General features: G+C 41.4%; 14 protein-coding genes. 13 read left to right on the top strand and 1 reads right to left on the bottom strand.

Annotated elements, in window-relative coordinates:
• Positions 1-49 precede the first annotated feature (49 nt).
• The 10 genes from priA to E4T71_RS01640 all read left to right on the top strand — a co-directional run bounded on the left by priA (position 50) and on the right by E4T71_RS01640 (position 11,548).
• Positions 50-2,428: a primosomal protein N' gene (gene priA, locus E4T71_RS01685; RefSeq protein ID WP_135035919.1), complete on the top strand. Its 2,379-nt coding sequence runs from the start codon at positions 50-52 to the stop codon at positions 2,426-2,428.
• Between the two features lie 15 nt (positions 2,429-2,443).
• Entirely contained in the window at positions 2,444-3,373 is a 930-nt protein-coding gene (gene fmt / locus E4T71_RS01680; RefSeq protein ID WP_228062319.1) for a methionyl-tRNA formyltransferase, read from the top strand.
• Positions 3,366-4,679 carry a 16S rRNA (cytosine(967)-C(5))-methyltransferase RsmB gene (gene rsmB / locus E4T71_RS01675; protein ID WP_135035916.1) on the top strand — a complete coding sequence of 438 codons (1,314 nt, stop codon included), beginning with the start codon at positions 3,366-3,368 and terminating at the stop codon, positions 4,677-4,679. Before fmt ends, rsmB begins: the two co-directional genes overlap by 8 nt.
• Positions 4,680-4,701: 22 nt before the next feature.
• The gene (locus E4T71_RS01670) at positions 4,702-5,442 is read left to right on the top strand and encodes a Stp1/IreP family PP2C-type Ser/Thr phosphatase (protein WP_135035913.1); all 741 of its coding nucleotides are present in this window, start codon (positions 4,702-4,704) and stop codon (positions 5,440-5,442) included.
• Entirely contained in the window at positions 5,439-7,361 is a 1,923-nt protein-coding gene (pknB, locus tag E4T71_RS01665; protein ID WP_135035910.1) for a Stk1 family PASTA domain-containing Ser/Thr kinase, read from the top strand. Before E4T71_RS01670 ends, pknB begins: the two co-directional genes overlap by 4 nt.
• 106 nt (positions 7,362-7,467) lie before the next feature.
• Complete coding sequence (gene liaF, locus E4T71_RS01660) at positions 7,468-8,154, top strand: cell wall-active antibiotics response protein LiaF (protein WP_135035907.1); 687 nt, start codon at positions 7,468-7,470, stop codon at positions 8,152-8,154.
• Positions 8,151-9,164, top strand: a complete 1,014-nt coding sequence (locus tag E4T71_RS01655) for a sensor histidine kinase (protein WP_135035904.1) — start codon at positions 8,151-8,153, stop codon at positions 9,162-9,164. The genes liaF and E4T71_RS01655 overlap by 4 nt, the downstream gene beginning before the upstream one ends.
• On the top strand, positions 9,142-9,780 hold the full coding sequence (locus E4T71_RS01650) for a response regulator transcription factor (protein ID WP_135035901.1): 639 nt from the start codon (positions 9,142-9,144) through the stop codon (positions 9,778-9,780). The genes E4T71_RS01655 and E4T71_RS01650 overlap by 23 nt, the downstream gene beginning before the upstream one ends.
• 8 nt (positions 9,781-9,788) lie before the next feature.
• On the top strand, positions 9,789-11,189 hold the full coding sequence (locus E4T71_RS01645) for a Cof-type HAD-IIB family hydrolase (protein WP_135035898.1): 1,401 nt from the start codon (positions 9,789-9,791) through the stop codon (positions 11,187-11,189).
• On the top strand, positions 11,186-11,548 hold the full coding sequence (locus E4T71_RS01640) for a S1 RNA-binding domain-containing protein (RefSeq protein WP_135035895.1): 363 nt from the start codon (positions 11,186-11,188) through the stop codon (positions 11,546-11,548). The genes E4T71_RS01645 and E4T71_RS01640 overlap by 4 nt, the downstream gene beginning before the upstream one ends.
• A gap of 38 nt (positions 11,549-11,586) precedes the next feature.
• Here E4T71_RS01640 and E4T71_RS01635 read toward each other — a convergent pair whose 3' ends face one another.
• A complete protein-coding gene (locus E4T71_RS01635) occupies positions 11,587-12,234 on the bottom strand; it encodes a YigZ family protein (protein WP_135035892.1) in 648 nt (215 codons plus the stop codon).
• 54 nt (positions 12,235-12,288) lie between these two features.
• Between E4T71_RS01635 and E4T71_RS01630 the strand changes: the two genes are divergently transcribed.
• The 3 genes from E4T71_RS01630 to raiA all read left to right on the top strand — a co-directional run bounded on the left by E4T71_RS01630 (position 12,289) and on the right by raiA (position 14,863).
• Complete coding sequence (locus tag E4T71_RS01630) at positions 12,289-13,578, top strand: DEAD/DEAH box helicase (RefSeq protein WP_135035889.1); 1,290 nt, start codon at positions 12,289-12,291, stop codon at positions 13,576-13,578.
• A gap of 203 nt (positions 13,579-13,781) precedes the next feature.
• Positions 13,782-14,240, top strand: coding sequence for a ComF family protein (locus tag E4T71_RS01625; RefSeq protein ID WP_135035887.1), 459 nt, complete (start codon positions 13,782-13,784; stop codon positions 14,238-14,240).
• An 80-nt stretch (positions 14,241-14,320) separates the two neighbouring features.
• On the top strand, positions 14,321-14,863 hold the full coding sequence (gene raiA / locus E4T71_RS01620) for a ribosome-associated translation inhibitor RaiA (protein WP_135035884.1): 543 nt from the start codon (positions 14,321-14,323) through the stop codon (positions 14,861-14,863).
• Positions 14,864-15,221: the final 358 nt, after the last annotated feature.

Below are 15,221 nucleotides of genomic sequence, written 5' to 3'. Positions count from 1 at the left end.
AATGATGAAGATCCCATGGTCTCCCTTTTTAAGTTTTTAAGGAGGAAATATGTGGATCCATGTCATTGTTGATGTTCCAACAGGTCAAACAGATTATCCTTTCACCTATGCTGTACCAAAAGATTTGCAAGCAAAAATACAGGTCGGTGTGCGGGTCCATGTGCCATTTGGATTAGGGAACCGTTTAATTCAAGGAGTGGTGATTGCCAAGGATGTACCAGCAACGCAAGAGTATGAAATCAAGGATATTGTAGAGGTACTGGATGAGGAACCGGTATTGACAGAGGAACAGCTATGGCTGGTCGAACAACTGCGCCATCAGGTTTTTTCTTTTAAAATTCAACTTCTAAAAACCATGATGCCTAGCTTACTCCAATCCCAGTATGATAAGTACTATCTGCCAATAGAGGGGCTAGCTCCAGACATTAGGGATCGTTTGTTTCCAAGTGGAGAAGGAAAGCGGGCATCTAAAATGAGCCGAGAGGAATTAGGTGAGGTTCAATTATTAGCTGCTCAAAAACAAGTCGAGGTGAAGTATTTAGCGCTAGATCAAGCGACTCTTAAATATGAAAAATGGTATCGACCTGTGCCAGAGGTTTTAGAAAATTTAGAAATCACAAAACAGGCCAAACGGCGCCTAGCGGCAAGAGATTATTTGTTACAGAATCCTGAAGAAGGGCGACTTACGGATTTTAATAAAGAATTTTCTAGTGCCATTAGTAAGTATTTAGGCGACGTTGGGGCTATTGAGATAATTGAGAAAAGTATTTCCCGTTCAGCTAGCTTTTTTGAAGGAGTTCAGCCAACAGAACCACCAGTGCTAAATGCCCAACAAGATGAAGCTAAAAGAAAGATTTTATCCCACGTCGGAGAAGCTAAAACACAACCGGTTCTTTTAGAGGGGATAACGGGGAGTGGGAAAACGGAAATTTATCTACAAGTTATTGAACAAGTATTAGAAAAAGGCAAAAATGCTATTGTGCTGGTACCTGAAATTTCTCTAACCCCGCAGATGACCAAGGGATTTATTGGGAGATTTGGACAGGAAGTAGCTATTCTTCATTCGGGCTTGTCTGCAGGTGAAAAGTATGATGAGTGGTGGAAGATTACTCATGGTCAAGCAAGAGTTGTTATTGGTGCTCGCTCAGCAATCTTTGCTCCTCTAAAGAATATTGGTGTTATCATTGTTGATGAGGAACATGAAGCCAGCTACAAGCAGGATAATAATCCGCGCTACCATGCACGGGATGTAGCTATTTTAAGAGCTCAGTATCATCAAGCGGCACTAGTTTTAGGTTCTGCGACTCCGAGTTTGGAGTCACGAGCGCGAGCTTCTAAAGGCGTGTATGATTTTGTAGCTTTGACACAGAGGGCTAATCCGGATGCACAGATACCAACAGTAGAAATCATCGATCTTCGGGAATATCGTACGGCTAAAGAAGATAAAAATATCAGCCCTCCATTGTTAGAGGCATTGCAGCAAACCTTGAATCGAGGAGAGCAAGCTGTGCTGATGTTGAATCGTCGTGGCTTTTCTAGCTTTATGATGTGTCGAGTTTGTGGCGCAGTTGATACGTGTCCCAATTGCGATATTTCCTTAACTCTCCATATGTCTACACGGACTATGAATTGCCATTACTGTGATTTTCGAAAAGGGATTCCTCAAGTCTGTCCAAGTTGTCAAAGTCAAGAGATTCATTATTACGGAACTGGTACAGAGAAAGCGGAGAAAGAGCTGTTAGAGGTTTTACCCGAGGCACGGGTACTTCGTATGGATGTGGATACAACCCGTAAAAAAGGGAGTCATGAGAAGCTTCTTGCTCAGTTTGGCAGAGGAGAAGCTGATATTTTATTGGGAACTCAAATGATTGCCAAGGGCTTGGATTTTCCAAATGTTACCTTGGTAGGGGTGTTAAATGCAGACACTGGTATTCATTTACCGAATTTTCGGGCAGCAGAACGCACCTTTCAGTTGTTAACGCAGGTGGCAGGACGAGCAGGAAGGGCAACCAAGCCGGGACGTGTTTTTTTACAAACGTTTAATCCGGAACATTATGCTATCCAGTATGCTTCTAATCAGGATTATGAAGGCTTCTACCGAGAGGAAATGGGGATTCGTAAGATGGCGGGTTATCCACCGTATTTTTATACAGTGGCTCTTCATTTTTCACACAAGGATCCTAAAATTGTTGAAAAAATTGCCTATCAAGCTTTGGGGACCCTTCAACAGGTACTTAGCCCCGGTGCTATTATACTAGGGCCAACTCCCTCCACGATTAGTCGCACACATAACCTCTACCATTATCAATTAATGATAAAATATCGCCAAGAGCCAGCTCTTGAGGGTGTTTTAAATCGGATTTTAGAGATTAGTCAAACCAAGGAATTTCAACAAGTTCGGCTGACAATCGATCATGAACCACAGTAAGAAAAGGATTTAGATATGAAAGTAATTTTTATGGGAACTCCAGCCTTTGCAGCAACGGTCTTAGAAGGACTATTAGGAGATCAGCGTTTTCAAATACAAGCGGTTGTAACCCAGCCCGATCGGCTCGTTGGTCGGAAAAAGGAATTAAAACAAACACCTGTAAAAGAGCTAGCTCTAGCTCACAATCTTCCGATTTATCAACCTGAGAAACTTTCAGGTTCTCCTGAAATGGAGGAATTGATGAATCTTGATGCAGATGGGATTGTGACAGCTGCTTTTGGCCAATTCTTGCCGACTAGACTCTTAGATACTTATGACTTTGCAGTGAATGTTCACGCTTCTCTTCTTCCGAAATATCGGGGTGGGGCTCCTATCCACTATGCTTTAATCAATGGGGATGAAAAAGCAGGAGTTACCTTGATGGAAATGGTTAAGGAAATGGACGCGGGTGATATGATTGCACAAGCTTCTCTTTCGATTGAGGAACAGGATAATGTTGGAACACTGTTTGAGAAGTTGGCGATTTTGGGACGTGATTTGCTCTTAGAAAAACTGGAAGCTTATGTTAAGGGGGAGATCCAGCCTCAAGCACAAGATCCTGCACAAGTGACTTTTTCACCAAATATTAAACCAGAGGAAGAGCGCTTGGATTGGAATAAATCGGCTACTACGTTATTTAATCAGATAAGGGGAATGTATCCGTGGCCAGTTGCTCATGTTTATTGGCAAGGCAAACGTATGAAAATTCAGCAAGTGACAGTTGTTGAAGGGAGCGGTCCTGCAGGTCAGGTGATTCATCGAGATAAAAAATCTTTGCATGTAGGAACAGGAGAAGGAGTTCTGTCCTTGGAACAGGTACAACCGTTTGGAAAGGCAGCCATGCCCATTCAAGACTTTCTGAATGGAGTTGGTCGAGAAGTCAAAGTAGGAGATCAATTTGAGTAAACAGATTTCAGCACGTTCTCTAAGTTTAGATATTTTACAATCCGTTCTTGAAAATGAGGCGTATGCGAACCTTGCCTTGCACAAGGCTTTACAGAAGAGTTCTTTATCGCAAGCGGATAACTCTCTGGTAACAGAACTTGTCTATGGTACTTTGACACGGAAAATTACACTTGAATGGTACCTATCGTTCTTTATAGAAGACCGTGATCAATTGGATTCTCCTATCTATTCAACCTTATTAATGACTCTTTATCAGATGATTTATTTGGATAAAATACCAAATCGAGCAGCTATCCACCAAGCAGTGGAACTTGTTAAGAAACGGCTACATCCTGCTGCGGGTGGGTATGTTAATGCCATTTTGAGACGGATAGAGAAGGAAGGTTTACCAAATCCAGATATTATTAAACGGCTGAATAAACGCTTATCCGTCCGTTATTCTCTCCCTGTTTGGTTGGTTCGTAGCCTCATCGATGAGTATGGGTTAGAACGTGGGGAAGCCATTATGCAAAGCTTACTTTGGAAGAATAGGGCGAGTTTACGTGTGCAAGATCCGTCTGAAAAAGAGGACCTAAAAGAGTTATTGAGTGCTAAGGATTCAGTTATTTCCCCAGTTGGGCTTGTGAAAGAAAGCGGACAATTTGCAGCCACTCAGGCTTTTCGTGAAGGCCGTGTGACCATTCAGGATGAATCTAGCCAATTGGTAGCCCCTACCCTAGGAATTGAAGGTTGGGAGCGGATTTTAGATGCTTGTAGTGCCCCAGGAGGGAAGACCACTCATATAGCTAGTTATTTAGAAAGTGGCCAAGTTATCGCTTTAGATCTTTACGATCATAAGTTGGCCCTTATCCAAGAAAATGCAGAACGCTTGGGCCTATCTGAACGTATTCAGACAAAGCGGCTGGATGCACGCGAGGTTCACAAGGTCTTTCCTAAAGATAGCTTTGATAAAATCTTAGTAGATGCCCCTTGCTCTGGAATCGGTCTTCTGCGTCGGAAACCCGATATTCGCTATCGAAAGAGTCGTGAAGATCTGGAGAGTCTCCAAGAAATCCAATTGCAGATTTTGGATAGTGTTTGTCAAACCTTGGCGGAAGGTGGTATAATAACGTATAGTACTTGTACAATTTTTTTAAAAGAAAACCAACAAGTTATCCAAAAGTTTTTAGAAGGGCATCCTGATTTTGAACAGGTTTCCTTAGTTCATCCTAAGACAGAGATGATGGTAGATGGCTGTCTTCTAATCACACCCGAGTTATTTGGGACGGATGGATTCTTTATCAGCCAACTAAGAAAGAAATCCTGATTGAAGGAGGAAATAACAAGACATGGAGATTGCATTGTTGACAGACGTAGGGCAGAGACGCTCTAACAATCAAGATTTTGTCAATCAATTTCGAAACCAAGCAGGAAATCCTTTAATTGTATTAGCGGATGGAATGGGTGGTCATCGAGCAGGGAATATTGCTAGTGAGATGGCCGTTACGGATTTGGGAGCAGCATGGGTTCATTCAGATATTAATTCTATAGATCAGATGCGTTTCTGGTTTGAAACCCAATTGGAAGCGGAAAATCAGAAAATACATGCTATGGGGCAAGAAGATGAATTTCGAGGTATGGGGACAACGCTAGAAGCGGTTGTTCTTATTGGAAATCAAGCTGTCTTCGCACATGTAGGGGATTCCCGTGTGAGTATCTGGGATCAGCGAGAGTATATTCAGTTAACCAGTGATCACTCTTTGGTCAACGAATTATTGAAAGCTGGACAAATTACTGAGGAGGAAGCCATGAATCATCCTCAGAAAAATATTATTACTCAATCTATTGGTCAACAAGACCCTGTTAAGCCAGATATTGGATTAGCAGTATTGCAAGACGGAGATTATCTGATTATCAGTAGCGATGGTTTGACCAATATGGTTACCAATGTTCAAATTCAAGAAGTTCTGGCGACTGATTTAAGTCTTCAAGAAAAAGCGGCAACACTAGTACACATGGCGAATGTTGCTGGAGGAATAGATAATATTTCTGTGGCTCTTGTTCATTATAAACAGGAGGACCAGTTATGATTCAAATCGGAAAAATCTTTGCTGGACGCTACAAGATCATGGAACAAATTGGTCGAGGCGGAATGGCGGATGTCTATCTAGCAAAAGATTTAATTTTAGATGGTGAAGAAGTCGCTGTTAAAGTTCTCCGGACCAATTACCAAACCGATCCTGTGGCGGTAGCCCGTTTTCAAAGGGAAGCCAAAGCTATGGCCGAGTTGGATCATCCAAATATCGTTCGAATTACAGATATTGGAGAAGAGGATGGCCAACAATACCTGGCTATGGAATATGTTTCAGGTCTAGATTTAAAACGCTATATCAAGGATAAGGCTCCTCTGGGTAATGAAGAGGCGGTTCGTATCATGGGCGAGATTCTCTTAGCTATGCGTTTGGCACATATGCGGGGAATTGTCCATCGGGACTTGAAGCCTCAGAACATTCTTTTGACTAAAGGGGGAACTGTTAAGGTTACGGATTTTGGGATTGCAGTGGCTTTTGCGGAAACCAGTTTAACGCAGACCAATTCTATGTTAGGTAGTGTTCATTACCTATCTCCTGAACAAGCGCGTGGTTCAAAAGCGACGATTCAGTCAGATATCTATGCTATGGGGATTATTTTTTATGAAATGTTAACAGGGCATATTCCTTATGATGGGGATAGTGCTGTTACGATTGCCCTTCAGCATTTTCAAAAACCGCTCCCATCTATTCGTGAAGAGAATGCTCGCGTAGTGACTCCAGTGGAGAATGTGGTAATCAAGGCAACTGCTAAGAAATTAGAAGATCGCTATAAAACGGTCGCGGAGATGTATCTGGATCTATCGACGAGTTTATCCTATGAGCGACGCAATGAACCGATTCTGCATTTTACCGAGAAGGAATCTGAAGTTAAGACGCTCCCTAAATCGAATCCGGCTCCAAAGGTTGCACCCGCTCCAGTCAGGGAAGCTGAGCAGGTCACTAAGAGCGAGGAGAGAATAGAGCCGCGTCCTCGTCCCCAGCAGAGTAATAAAAGTAAGACTGTTAATAAGGTAGCTAGTCCTAAAAAGAAACATGGTCGGCGTATTCGAATGCGGTACAAGGTCGTTTTTGGGGCCTTTGTGTTAGTTGTATTGGCTGTTCTATCGTTGATTTTTCTCAGTCCATCTTCAGCTGTGATTCCACAGGTTGAAAATTTGCCCTTAGCAGAGGCACGGACGCAAATCGAGGAAGCCGGTCTAGTGGTGGGGAATGTTTCTGAAGAGACTTCGACAGAGATTGAGCCTGGGAACGTCATCCGAACCAATCCTAAATCTGGGACACAAAGACGTGAAGGTTCTACGGTTGATTTGATTGTTTCGGCGGAAGGCACACGTTTTAAGATGGAGAGCTTAGTTGGAAAATCTTTGAGTGAGGCTGAGCGGATCCTGAGGGAAGAACACCAGGTTCCAGAACGATTGATTAAAATTGAAGAAGTTGATGATACGTATGAGGAATCAGGAATCGTTCTATCGCAGACACCAGAGGCTGGTGAAGAGTTTGATCCAACGGGTAATACGAAGATTGTCCTTCAAGTAGCACGTCAAGCTACTTCTATTGAGATGCCAGATTTCACCAGTATGACCTATCGTGACGCCCGTGATACTTTGATTAATCTTGGGGTTCCGGTTAGCCGTATTAGTCGTCGAGTTACAAATGAGGTGACAGCTGTGCAATCCGATATTATTGTGAGACAGAATCCTTTGGCTGGGAATATTATTGATGTCAAGTCTGCTAATATCGAATTAACAGTTGCGGCAGTTGTTCAAAATCAATCCGTTTATCCTTCGAGTTCGTCTGTGTCCATACCATCTGTGACGGATGAAAGTGAAGAAGAAAGCGAGTCGTCATCATTGAATACAAGCACATCTTCTAGCAGTCGAACGGAAGCGAGTTCTAGTCTTTCTTTAGAGGAATAAAATGGAAGAGGTTGGGGATTCCCAACTTCTTTTTTCTTTCAACAGAGTTGTGACTGTTCATGAGTCAGGCTATTTGATACAATAATAAGGTACAAGGAGCATTGTGATGAGAAAAATCCATTTTTTTGTATTGGTTGAGCTAATTTTATTAACATTGGCTTTTCTAACCATGTTTTCTGATGATGTCACGCGTGGGATTTGGTTTCTGATTCTTTGTTTGTTGCTTTATCATTATTATCGAGTAGACAGTCAATCCAATTTATTAGTTGTGGCTCTTTTCCTGTTTTTATTTTTAGCCATGAGTATCAATCCATTTGGAATGGCAGCGATTGTGTTCGCCATTGTCTATGGTTTTTCTGCCATGCTTCCTTATTTGTATCGGGAACATCGCTCGCAGTCGATTCTACTAGAAATGCCAGGTGATAAAACCAGGAATACTTGGATAGGTGATTTATCTTATTTTCTAGGTGAGGGTCAGGCTTTTGAAGATTTGAATCTGACCCGATTTAGTGGAAATGATATAATCTATTTGGATGAGGTTGTTTTGGGCTTCGATTCAAATCTCATTATTATTCAAAAGGCAGTGGGGAATACAACGGTCTACATTCCGATTGATGTAGCGGTAGATTTATCTGTTAATACTCTTTATGGAGATGTTCGTTTTTTTGATGATTATTACAATCTTCGCAATGAGCGCCTCCGGATTAAGAGTCCTAATTTAGATAAGGCTAATCGCTCTGTGAAATTAGTCTTTACGAATCTGCTTGGGAATGTGGAGGTTATTCGCCGATGAGGAAGGGAATCTATCTCTTTATCTTTAGTGCAACCTTTGGACTTCTCTTTTTTTTAGTGACAAAATTTTTAGGGGTTTTGGATGTTAGCTGGAATGATCTCTGGTTAAACGATTGGATAGCTCTTCAAATTTTAGGGATGCTGTTTGCCCTGTCGTTAGCAGCAGTAGCTCTAGCATTTTTAGCACAAGTTTGGAGAGCGCAGACTATTCGTGCTCGTTTACATCCTGCTTTGGAACAAATTCGAAAGGGTCAGTCTTATAGTAGCTTGGATGATCCGATTCTCGATGCGGATTTACGAGCTTTGGGGCAATCCATTCATAATCTGCAACTGATACGTCAGGAAAGTGAGAATCAAGAGCTGGTAGAGAAAGCCCATATTGTTAGCCAAGAGCGGCAACGGATTGCGCGTGATTTACATGATACGGTTAGTCAAGAGCTTTTTGCGGCGAGCATGATGGTTTCAGGCTTACGACAGTCCAATTTTGATGCGGCTAGGATTCAACAAGAGCTTCAAGGAGTAGAGGGGATTCTGAATACCGCTCAAAATGATTTACGGATCCTTCTCTTACATCTTCGACCACGGGAATTAGAGGGACGAGACTTGGTATCAGCCTTGAAAACCTTACTTGCAGAAGTTGAGGAGAAAAGTTTAATCAAGATTCGGTTAGAAGTCTCTGTGGAACAATTACCGCCGGAAATTGAAAATCATTGCTATCGTATTGTCCAAGAATTTATCAGCAATACACTTCGCCATGCGCAAGCCACCAATCTAGAAGTCTATTTTAAACAGACTGTGGGACAGTTGCAATTGAAAATGGTAGACGATGGCTGTGGCTTTAATCAGGATCAAGCCAAGGACTTTCATTACGGATTAGCCAATATGGAAGAGAGGGTTGAAGATATGGCAGGTAGAATGATCCTTAGAACTGCTCCTTATCAAGGAGTCGCGATTGATATTCGCATACCAATTTTAAAGGGAGAACTAGATGAAAATTCTATTAGTGGATGATCATGAAATGGTCCGTTTAGGATTAAAGAGTTACCTTAATTTACAAGTGGATACCTTGGTTATTGGGGAAGCCAACAATGGAAAAGAAGGATTGGAATTAGCACTGGAACTTCGCCCAGATGTGATTGTCATGGACTTACTGATGCCGGATATGGATGGTATTCAAGCGACACTTGAGATTTTGGAATCTTGGCCAGAGGCTAGAATTTTAATTTTGACCTCTTATTTGGATAATGAAAAAATATATCCTGTACTCGATGCAGGGGCTAAGGGCTATATTCTAAAAACTTCCTCGGCAGATGAGATTTTTAGTGCCATTCGTCGTGTATCTTTGGGAGAGATGGCTATTCAGACAGAGGTCTCTCAGAAATTCGAACATCATCGTCTCAATCGTCCCTTGCACGAAGATTTAACTCCTCGTGAACGGGATATCTTAGCCCTTTTGGCGAAAGGCTATGAGAATCAGCGAATCGCAGACGAACTTTTTATTTCATTAAAAACGGTTAAAACACATGTATCAAATATCCTCTCAAAGTTGGCGGTGAGTGATCGAACACAGGCAGTTATCTATGCGTTTCAACATCACTTAGTCCAATCGGATGAGGAATGGTTATAGGAGTAATGATGAATACTAAAACAAAGTACAAGGCTAAAAAAATCAAAATTGTTTTCTTTGATATTGACGACACTTTACGAGTGAAGGATACAGGTTTTATTCCACCATCCATCGAACGTGTTTTTAGAGATTTGAAGAAAGCTGGGATTAAGGTCGGAATTGCCACAGGCCGTTCCCCACTTGGTGTTGTCCCAGAATTACGAGCTTTAAAGCCTGATTATTTAGTCACAATTAATGGTGCTTATGTGGAAAATGCAAAAGGAGAGGCTGTCTATAGTCACCCCATTCCGGAAGCACAAGTTCAAGCCTATAAGGAGTGGGCTGAAAAAGAAGCCATTGCTTATGGCTTGGTTGGAAAGGAGCAAGCCAGTCTTTCGACTCGTTCTCCCCTGATTAATGAAGCTATTGATATTATTTACCCAGGGCTTGAGATTAATCCGGATCTGGACCAAAGCGAAGCTATTTATCAAATGTGGACCTTCGAGGAAGAAGAACAGGATTTGATGTTGCCAGAAGAGCTAGCGCAAGATCTCCGATTGGTTCGTTGGCATCCCAATTCCTGTGATGTTGTCATTAAAGAGATGTCAAAAGCTGTTGGTGTTGAAAAAGTCTTGGATAGCTTAAATCTTAAGCCTGAAAATCTACTGGTCTTTGGGGATGGTCTTAATGACTTGGAGTTGTTTGATTTTGCGGGCTTGGCGGTTGCTATGGGAGCAGCCATTGATTCCGTCAAAGATAAGGCTGATTATGTAACCAAATTCGTTGAGGAGGATGGTATTGAACACGCCTTAGTGGAGATGGGCTTGATTCCTAAATTGTTACATTTCCCACAATTGGATTTGGACACAGTCGAGGGGCCAGTGGTTACCCTGGAAACAAACCAAGGTTCCATGACGATTAAGCTTTTCCCTAAGCATGCTCCGAAAACAGTTGCGAATTTCCTTGGCTTAGCCAAGGAGGCTTACTATGAAGGAGTTACTTTCCATCGTATTATTGAAGATTTTATGATTCAAGGTGGTGATCCTAGCGGTACTGGTATGGGAGGTGAGTCTATTTATGGAGGCGAGTTTGAAGATGAATTTCATGAAGAACTCTATAATCTCCGCGGAGCTTTATCCATGGCTAACGCAGGCCCCAATACGAATGGTAGTCAATTCTTTATTGTTCAAAATACAGGTAGTAGCTATAATAAAAAAGAACTGGTTCGAGGTGGCTGGCCAGCACCAATTGCAGCATATTATGCAAAAACAGGAGGAACTCCTCACTTGGATCGTCGACATACAGTCTTCGGTCAGCTAATGGATTCCACTTCATTTGAAGTTCTTGATAAAATTGCTCATGTTGAAGTAGATATGATGGATAAACCCCTAGAACCTGTAGTCATTCTGAAAATTGAGGTGGAGGAATGAGGATTGGTGAAAAGTATAAAGGAATTGTTAGTGGTATCCAACCTTACGGTGCCTTCGTAGAACTTGAGAATGGAACTACAGGTTTAATCCATATTTCCGAAATTCGGACAGGATTTATTGAAAATATTAGCGACATCTTGAAAGTTGGGCAAAGTATTACCGTCCAAGTTGTCGATTACGACGAATATTCTGGTAAGGCAAGTCTATCTATGCGCACGCTAGAAGAAGAAAAACATCGTTTTCCTCGGCGTCGCCGTTTTACGAATGATCGCTATAAGTCTGGATTTCGTCCGCTAGGGAAGAATCTTTCTCACTGGACAAAAGAAACCTTGGCCTATCTTAAGAGTCATGAAGAATAGAAAAAGAGCTTGCTTTCAAATGAAAGTAAGCTCTTTTTCTATTCTTGGTTTTGATACAAGGGTTGGGGAATCTCAACTTCCCGTAATTCAGTCTCTTGATAGCTTACCTTCCCTTGGTAAAAATCGATTAGGGCGTCTTGGACAGACTCGATACGTTCTTTATCTAGATAGAGAAGGGTTTGAACCTTATCGGTGAACTGGGTATCGAATTCTTCCAACTCTTGTTCCTTGAGGAAATTCGCATACTCCTGATATTGAGAGTAGGAGAGTTCGACTTGTAAGCCGATTTGTTCTTTACGTTGGACAATCCCTAATTCTTTAATGGCGAGCGCAACGCTGGATGCATAAGCCCTGATGAGTCCCCCTGCCCCTAGTTTTATTCCTCCAAAGTAGCGGGTGACAACCACACAGACATTGGTGAGATCATGGTTTTCTAAGACTCCGAGCATAGGGACACCCGCTGTTCCACTAGGTTCACCATCATCACTCGAGCGTTTGATTTCGGATTTTTCGCCGAGAATAAAAGCAGAGCAATTATGAGTCGCCTTGTAGTGTTCTTTTTTGACAGCCTGAATGAAAGTACGTGCTTCTTCCTCGCTTTCGACCCTTTTGGCCTGACAAATGAAACGGGATTTTTTAATATCTTGTTCGGCAGTGCCGTCCTGAGTAATTGTTCTAAATTCCATAATTCTATTGTAGTAAAAGTTGAAAAGAAAGCAAGTTTTTTCGAATAAAGAAGTATGGAAGATGAAAAAAATTATTGGGGGCGTCGTTTGCCAGCCAGAGAATGGCCGAATAATCTAAAGGCTGTGGCCCACACAATGCCAGGTATGCAAGAAGTGAGTGGTCAATGGATTTGTCAGAGATGTCAGAGTAAATTAGATGAAACAAATCGCCTCCCACAAGGGGCTTTCTATTGTCGGAATTGCATTCAGATGGGGCGTGTCCGATCAGATGAGGAACTGTATTATCTGATGCAACGAGAATTTTCACCGGCAGATACTTGCCGTTGGTCAGGTCAACTGAACAGTGATCAAGAAAAAATAGCTCAGAAACTTCTTGATTATAGTAGAAAGGGGAAGTCCTGTTTGGTCCATGCTGTGACTGGTGCTGGGAAAACAGAGATGCTTTATCCGTTACTCACGGATTATTTCAATCGGGGGCGAGTAGTCGGTTTGGCGAGTCCTCGGATTGATGTTTGTCGGGAACTATACCATCGACTACAAATGGCTTTCTCAGTTTCTTCTTGTTTTCTATATGCTGAAGGGGAAGATTATCGCAGGAGTCAATTAATTGTAGCCACAATCCCTCAACTTTTTCGTTTTTATCAAGCTTTCGATCTACTTATTGTAGATGAGGTAGATGCCTTTCCTTTTGATGAGAATATGCAGCTCTATGTAGCAGTTGACCAAGCTCGAAAGCCTAATACCCCGATTCATTTTCTAACGGCAACCACAACTCCTTTATTGGAAAGAAGGATGCAGAGAGGAGAATTATATCGCTTGACTTTGGCTAAACGATTTCATAAAAATCCCTTGATTATACCGCGAGTATTCTATTGGTCGGGTTATCAAACTAATGGTCGATTATCTAGGAAGTTTCTGTATCATTTCAAAAGGCAGCGAGAAACGGGCTTTCCCCTTTTAATTTTTCTTCCTTTAATCCAATGGGGAGAGACCTTCTATTTACAATTACTAAGACTCTATCCTAAACTCCGAGTAGCTTTTGTTTCCTCGTGTTCTCAATATCGTAAGGAGTTAGTTGAAGATTTTCGTACAGGGAGGATAGAGATTTTGATAACAACGACTATTTTGGAACGAGGTGTTACTTTTCCAAAGGTAGATGTATTTGTTCTGGAGGCAGATCATTCTCTCTATACTAAAAGTAGCCTGGTTCAGATAGCAGGGCGAGTTGGTCGCAGTCAAGAACGTCCCAATGGCCTCGTATACTTTTTCGCTCAAGAGCAAACTCGAGCGATCAAACAAGCCATTCAAGAAATCAAACAGATGAACAAGGAGGCAGGTTTTTGAATAGTTGTCTCCTTTGCCAAAAATTCTTTTTACCTCCTTTGATTTTTTCCGATATATTTTTTATGGAAAAAAACAAAGAATATTTGTGCACCACTTGCCAGCAGTCTTTTCAAAAAATTGAAGAGAACTGCTGCCCATCCTGTAAGAAGTCGGGGAATTCAGAGCAATGTTCCGATTGTCTTCTTTGGAAGGAGCAAGGGAATTTGATTTGTCATACAGCACTTTACCAATACGAGAAGAACATGGCTCATTATTTTGTTCGGTATAAGCAATGGGGAGATTACCAGCTTCGTTTTGCTTTTGTCAAAGAAATAAAAGCTTGCCTTAAAAAATGGAAGGGGTATATGGTGGTACCAATACCAGTATCGGAATCCCGCTACCAGGAAAGGGGCTTCAATCAAGTTGAAGGATTCTTAGATGCTGCCGGAGTGCACTATCATTCAATCTTGAAAAAACGAGATGTGGATCACCAAATAGGAAAAGGGAGAAGCGAGCGAATGGCAATGGAACAGGTCTTTGAATTGAAGTGTCCTTCGGAAACTCCCAAGGGCATTCTTTTGGTAGATGATGTATATACAACGGGAGCGACCCTAGCACTGGCAAAGAAAGTTCTTTATGAAAACGTAAGTCAAAATGTTTTCACATTTTCCATTGCAAGATGAGGAAAGGGCTTGCATTTTTGAAAGGAAAACGCTATACTATATATATAGAAAAGCTTCTAGCTTAGAAGGAAGGTATATATATGTTTAAATATAGTATCCGTGGCGAAAATATTGAAGTAACAGAAGCAATTCGTGATTATGTTACTGCAAAACTTGAAAAGCTTTCTAAGTATTTTCATGAAGATCAAGAACTTGATGTACGGGTCAATTTAAAGGTATATCGTGAAAAAACTGCTAAAGTTGAAGTAACTATCCCCCTTGGCTCACTTACACTTCGTGCAGAAGATGTATCCCAAGATTTATATGGTTCTGTTGACTTGGTTGTCGATAAAATTGATCGTCAGATCCGCAAAAACAAAACTAAGATTGAGAAGAAACACAGAGCGAAAGTTGCTACTAGTCAAATTTTCACCGACGATTTGGTTGAGTCAGAAGAAAAAGAGTCAGTCAACATTGTACGCTCTAAACAAATCGATCTTAAACCCATGAGTGTAGAAGAGGCAATCCTTCAAATGGATCTTATTGGACATGACTTCTTTATTTACAAAGATGCAGAGGATGATTCAACGAACGTTCTTTACAAACGTGAAGACGGAGATTTCGGACTTCTCGAAGTTAAATAAATACAGTTATCATAAGGCTGGGAGTATCCCAGTCTTATTTTTTTAAAAAATTTCAAAAAAAGTGTTGCCAAGTAAGTAAGAGTGTTGTATACTAATAAAGTCCTGAAGGGAGAGTTCCTTAAACGGGACAGATGAATGATAAAAGTTCGGGTGAAACGAACGAATTCAAAAAAACTTCAAAAAAGTTAACAAAAAGTGTTGACAAGCAAATGAAGTTTTGATAGAATGATTAAGTTGTCTCGTGAGAGGCATGACCTTTGAAAACTGAACAAGACGAATACCAATGTGCGGGTAGTAGAAATACTACCTGTCAATGAAAAAGCAATAAATCTGTCAGTGACAGAAATGAGCAGTAGCT

Source organism: Streptococcus sp. WM07 (genome assembly GCF_004570525.1).
Lineage (GTDB): Bacteria > Bacillota > Bacilli > Lactobacillales > Streptococcaceae > Streptococcus.
The sequence above is the reverse complement of the archived record's forward strand: the minus strand, read 5'-3'. Positions and strand labels throughout refer to the sequence as shown.

Bases quoted from the DNA above. Each gene is read 5' to 3' on its own strand.
- raiA (WP_135035884.1), top strand. From the start codon at position 14,321: ATGTTTAAATATAGTATCCGTGGCGAAAATATTGAAGTAACAGAAGCA.
- E4T71_RS01650 (WP_135035901.1), top strand. From the start codon at position 9,142: ATGAAAATTCTATTAGTGGATGATCATGAAATGGTCCGTTTAGGATTA.
- E4T71_RS01655 (WP_135035904.1), top strand. From the start codon at position 8,151: ATGAGGAAGGGAATCTATCTCTTTATCTTTAGTGCAACCTTTGGACTT.
- fmt (WP_228062319.1), top strand. From the start codon at position 2,444: ATGAAAGTAATTTTTATGGGAACTCCAGCCTTTGCAGCAACGGTCTTA.
- pknB (WP_135035910.1), top strand. From the start codon at position 5,439: ATGATTCAAATCGGAAAAATCTTTGCTGGACGCTACAAGATCATGGAA.
- E4T71_RS01640 (WP_135035895.1), top strand. From the start codon at position 11,186: ATGAGGATTGGTGAAAAGTATAAAGGAATTGTTAGTGGTATCCAACCT.
- E4T71_RS01630 (WP_135035889.1), top strand. From the start codon at position 12,289: ATGGAAGATGAAAAAAATTATTGGGGGCGTCGTTTGCCAGCCAGAGAA.
- E4T71_RS01645 (WP_135035898.1), top strand. From the start codon at position 9,789: ATGAATACTAAAACAAAGTACAAGGCTAAAAAAATCAAAATTGTTTTC.
- liaF (WP_135035907.1), top strand. From the start codon at position 7,468: ATGAGAAAAATCCATTTTTTTGTATTGGTTGAGCTAATTTTATTAACA.
- E4T71_RS01670 (WP_135035913.1), top strand. From the start codon at position 4,702: ATGGAGATTGCATTGTTGACAGACGTAGGGCAGAGACGCTCTAACAAT.
- priA (WP_135035919.1), top strand. From the start codon at position 50: ATGTGGATCCATGTCATTGTTGATGTTCCAACAGGTCAAACAGATTAT.
- E4T71_RS01635 (WP_135035892.1), bottom strand. From the start codon at position 12,234: ATGGAATTTAGAACAATTACTCAGGACGGCACTGCCGAACAAGATATT.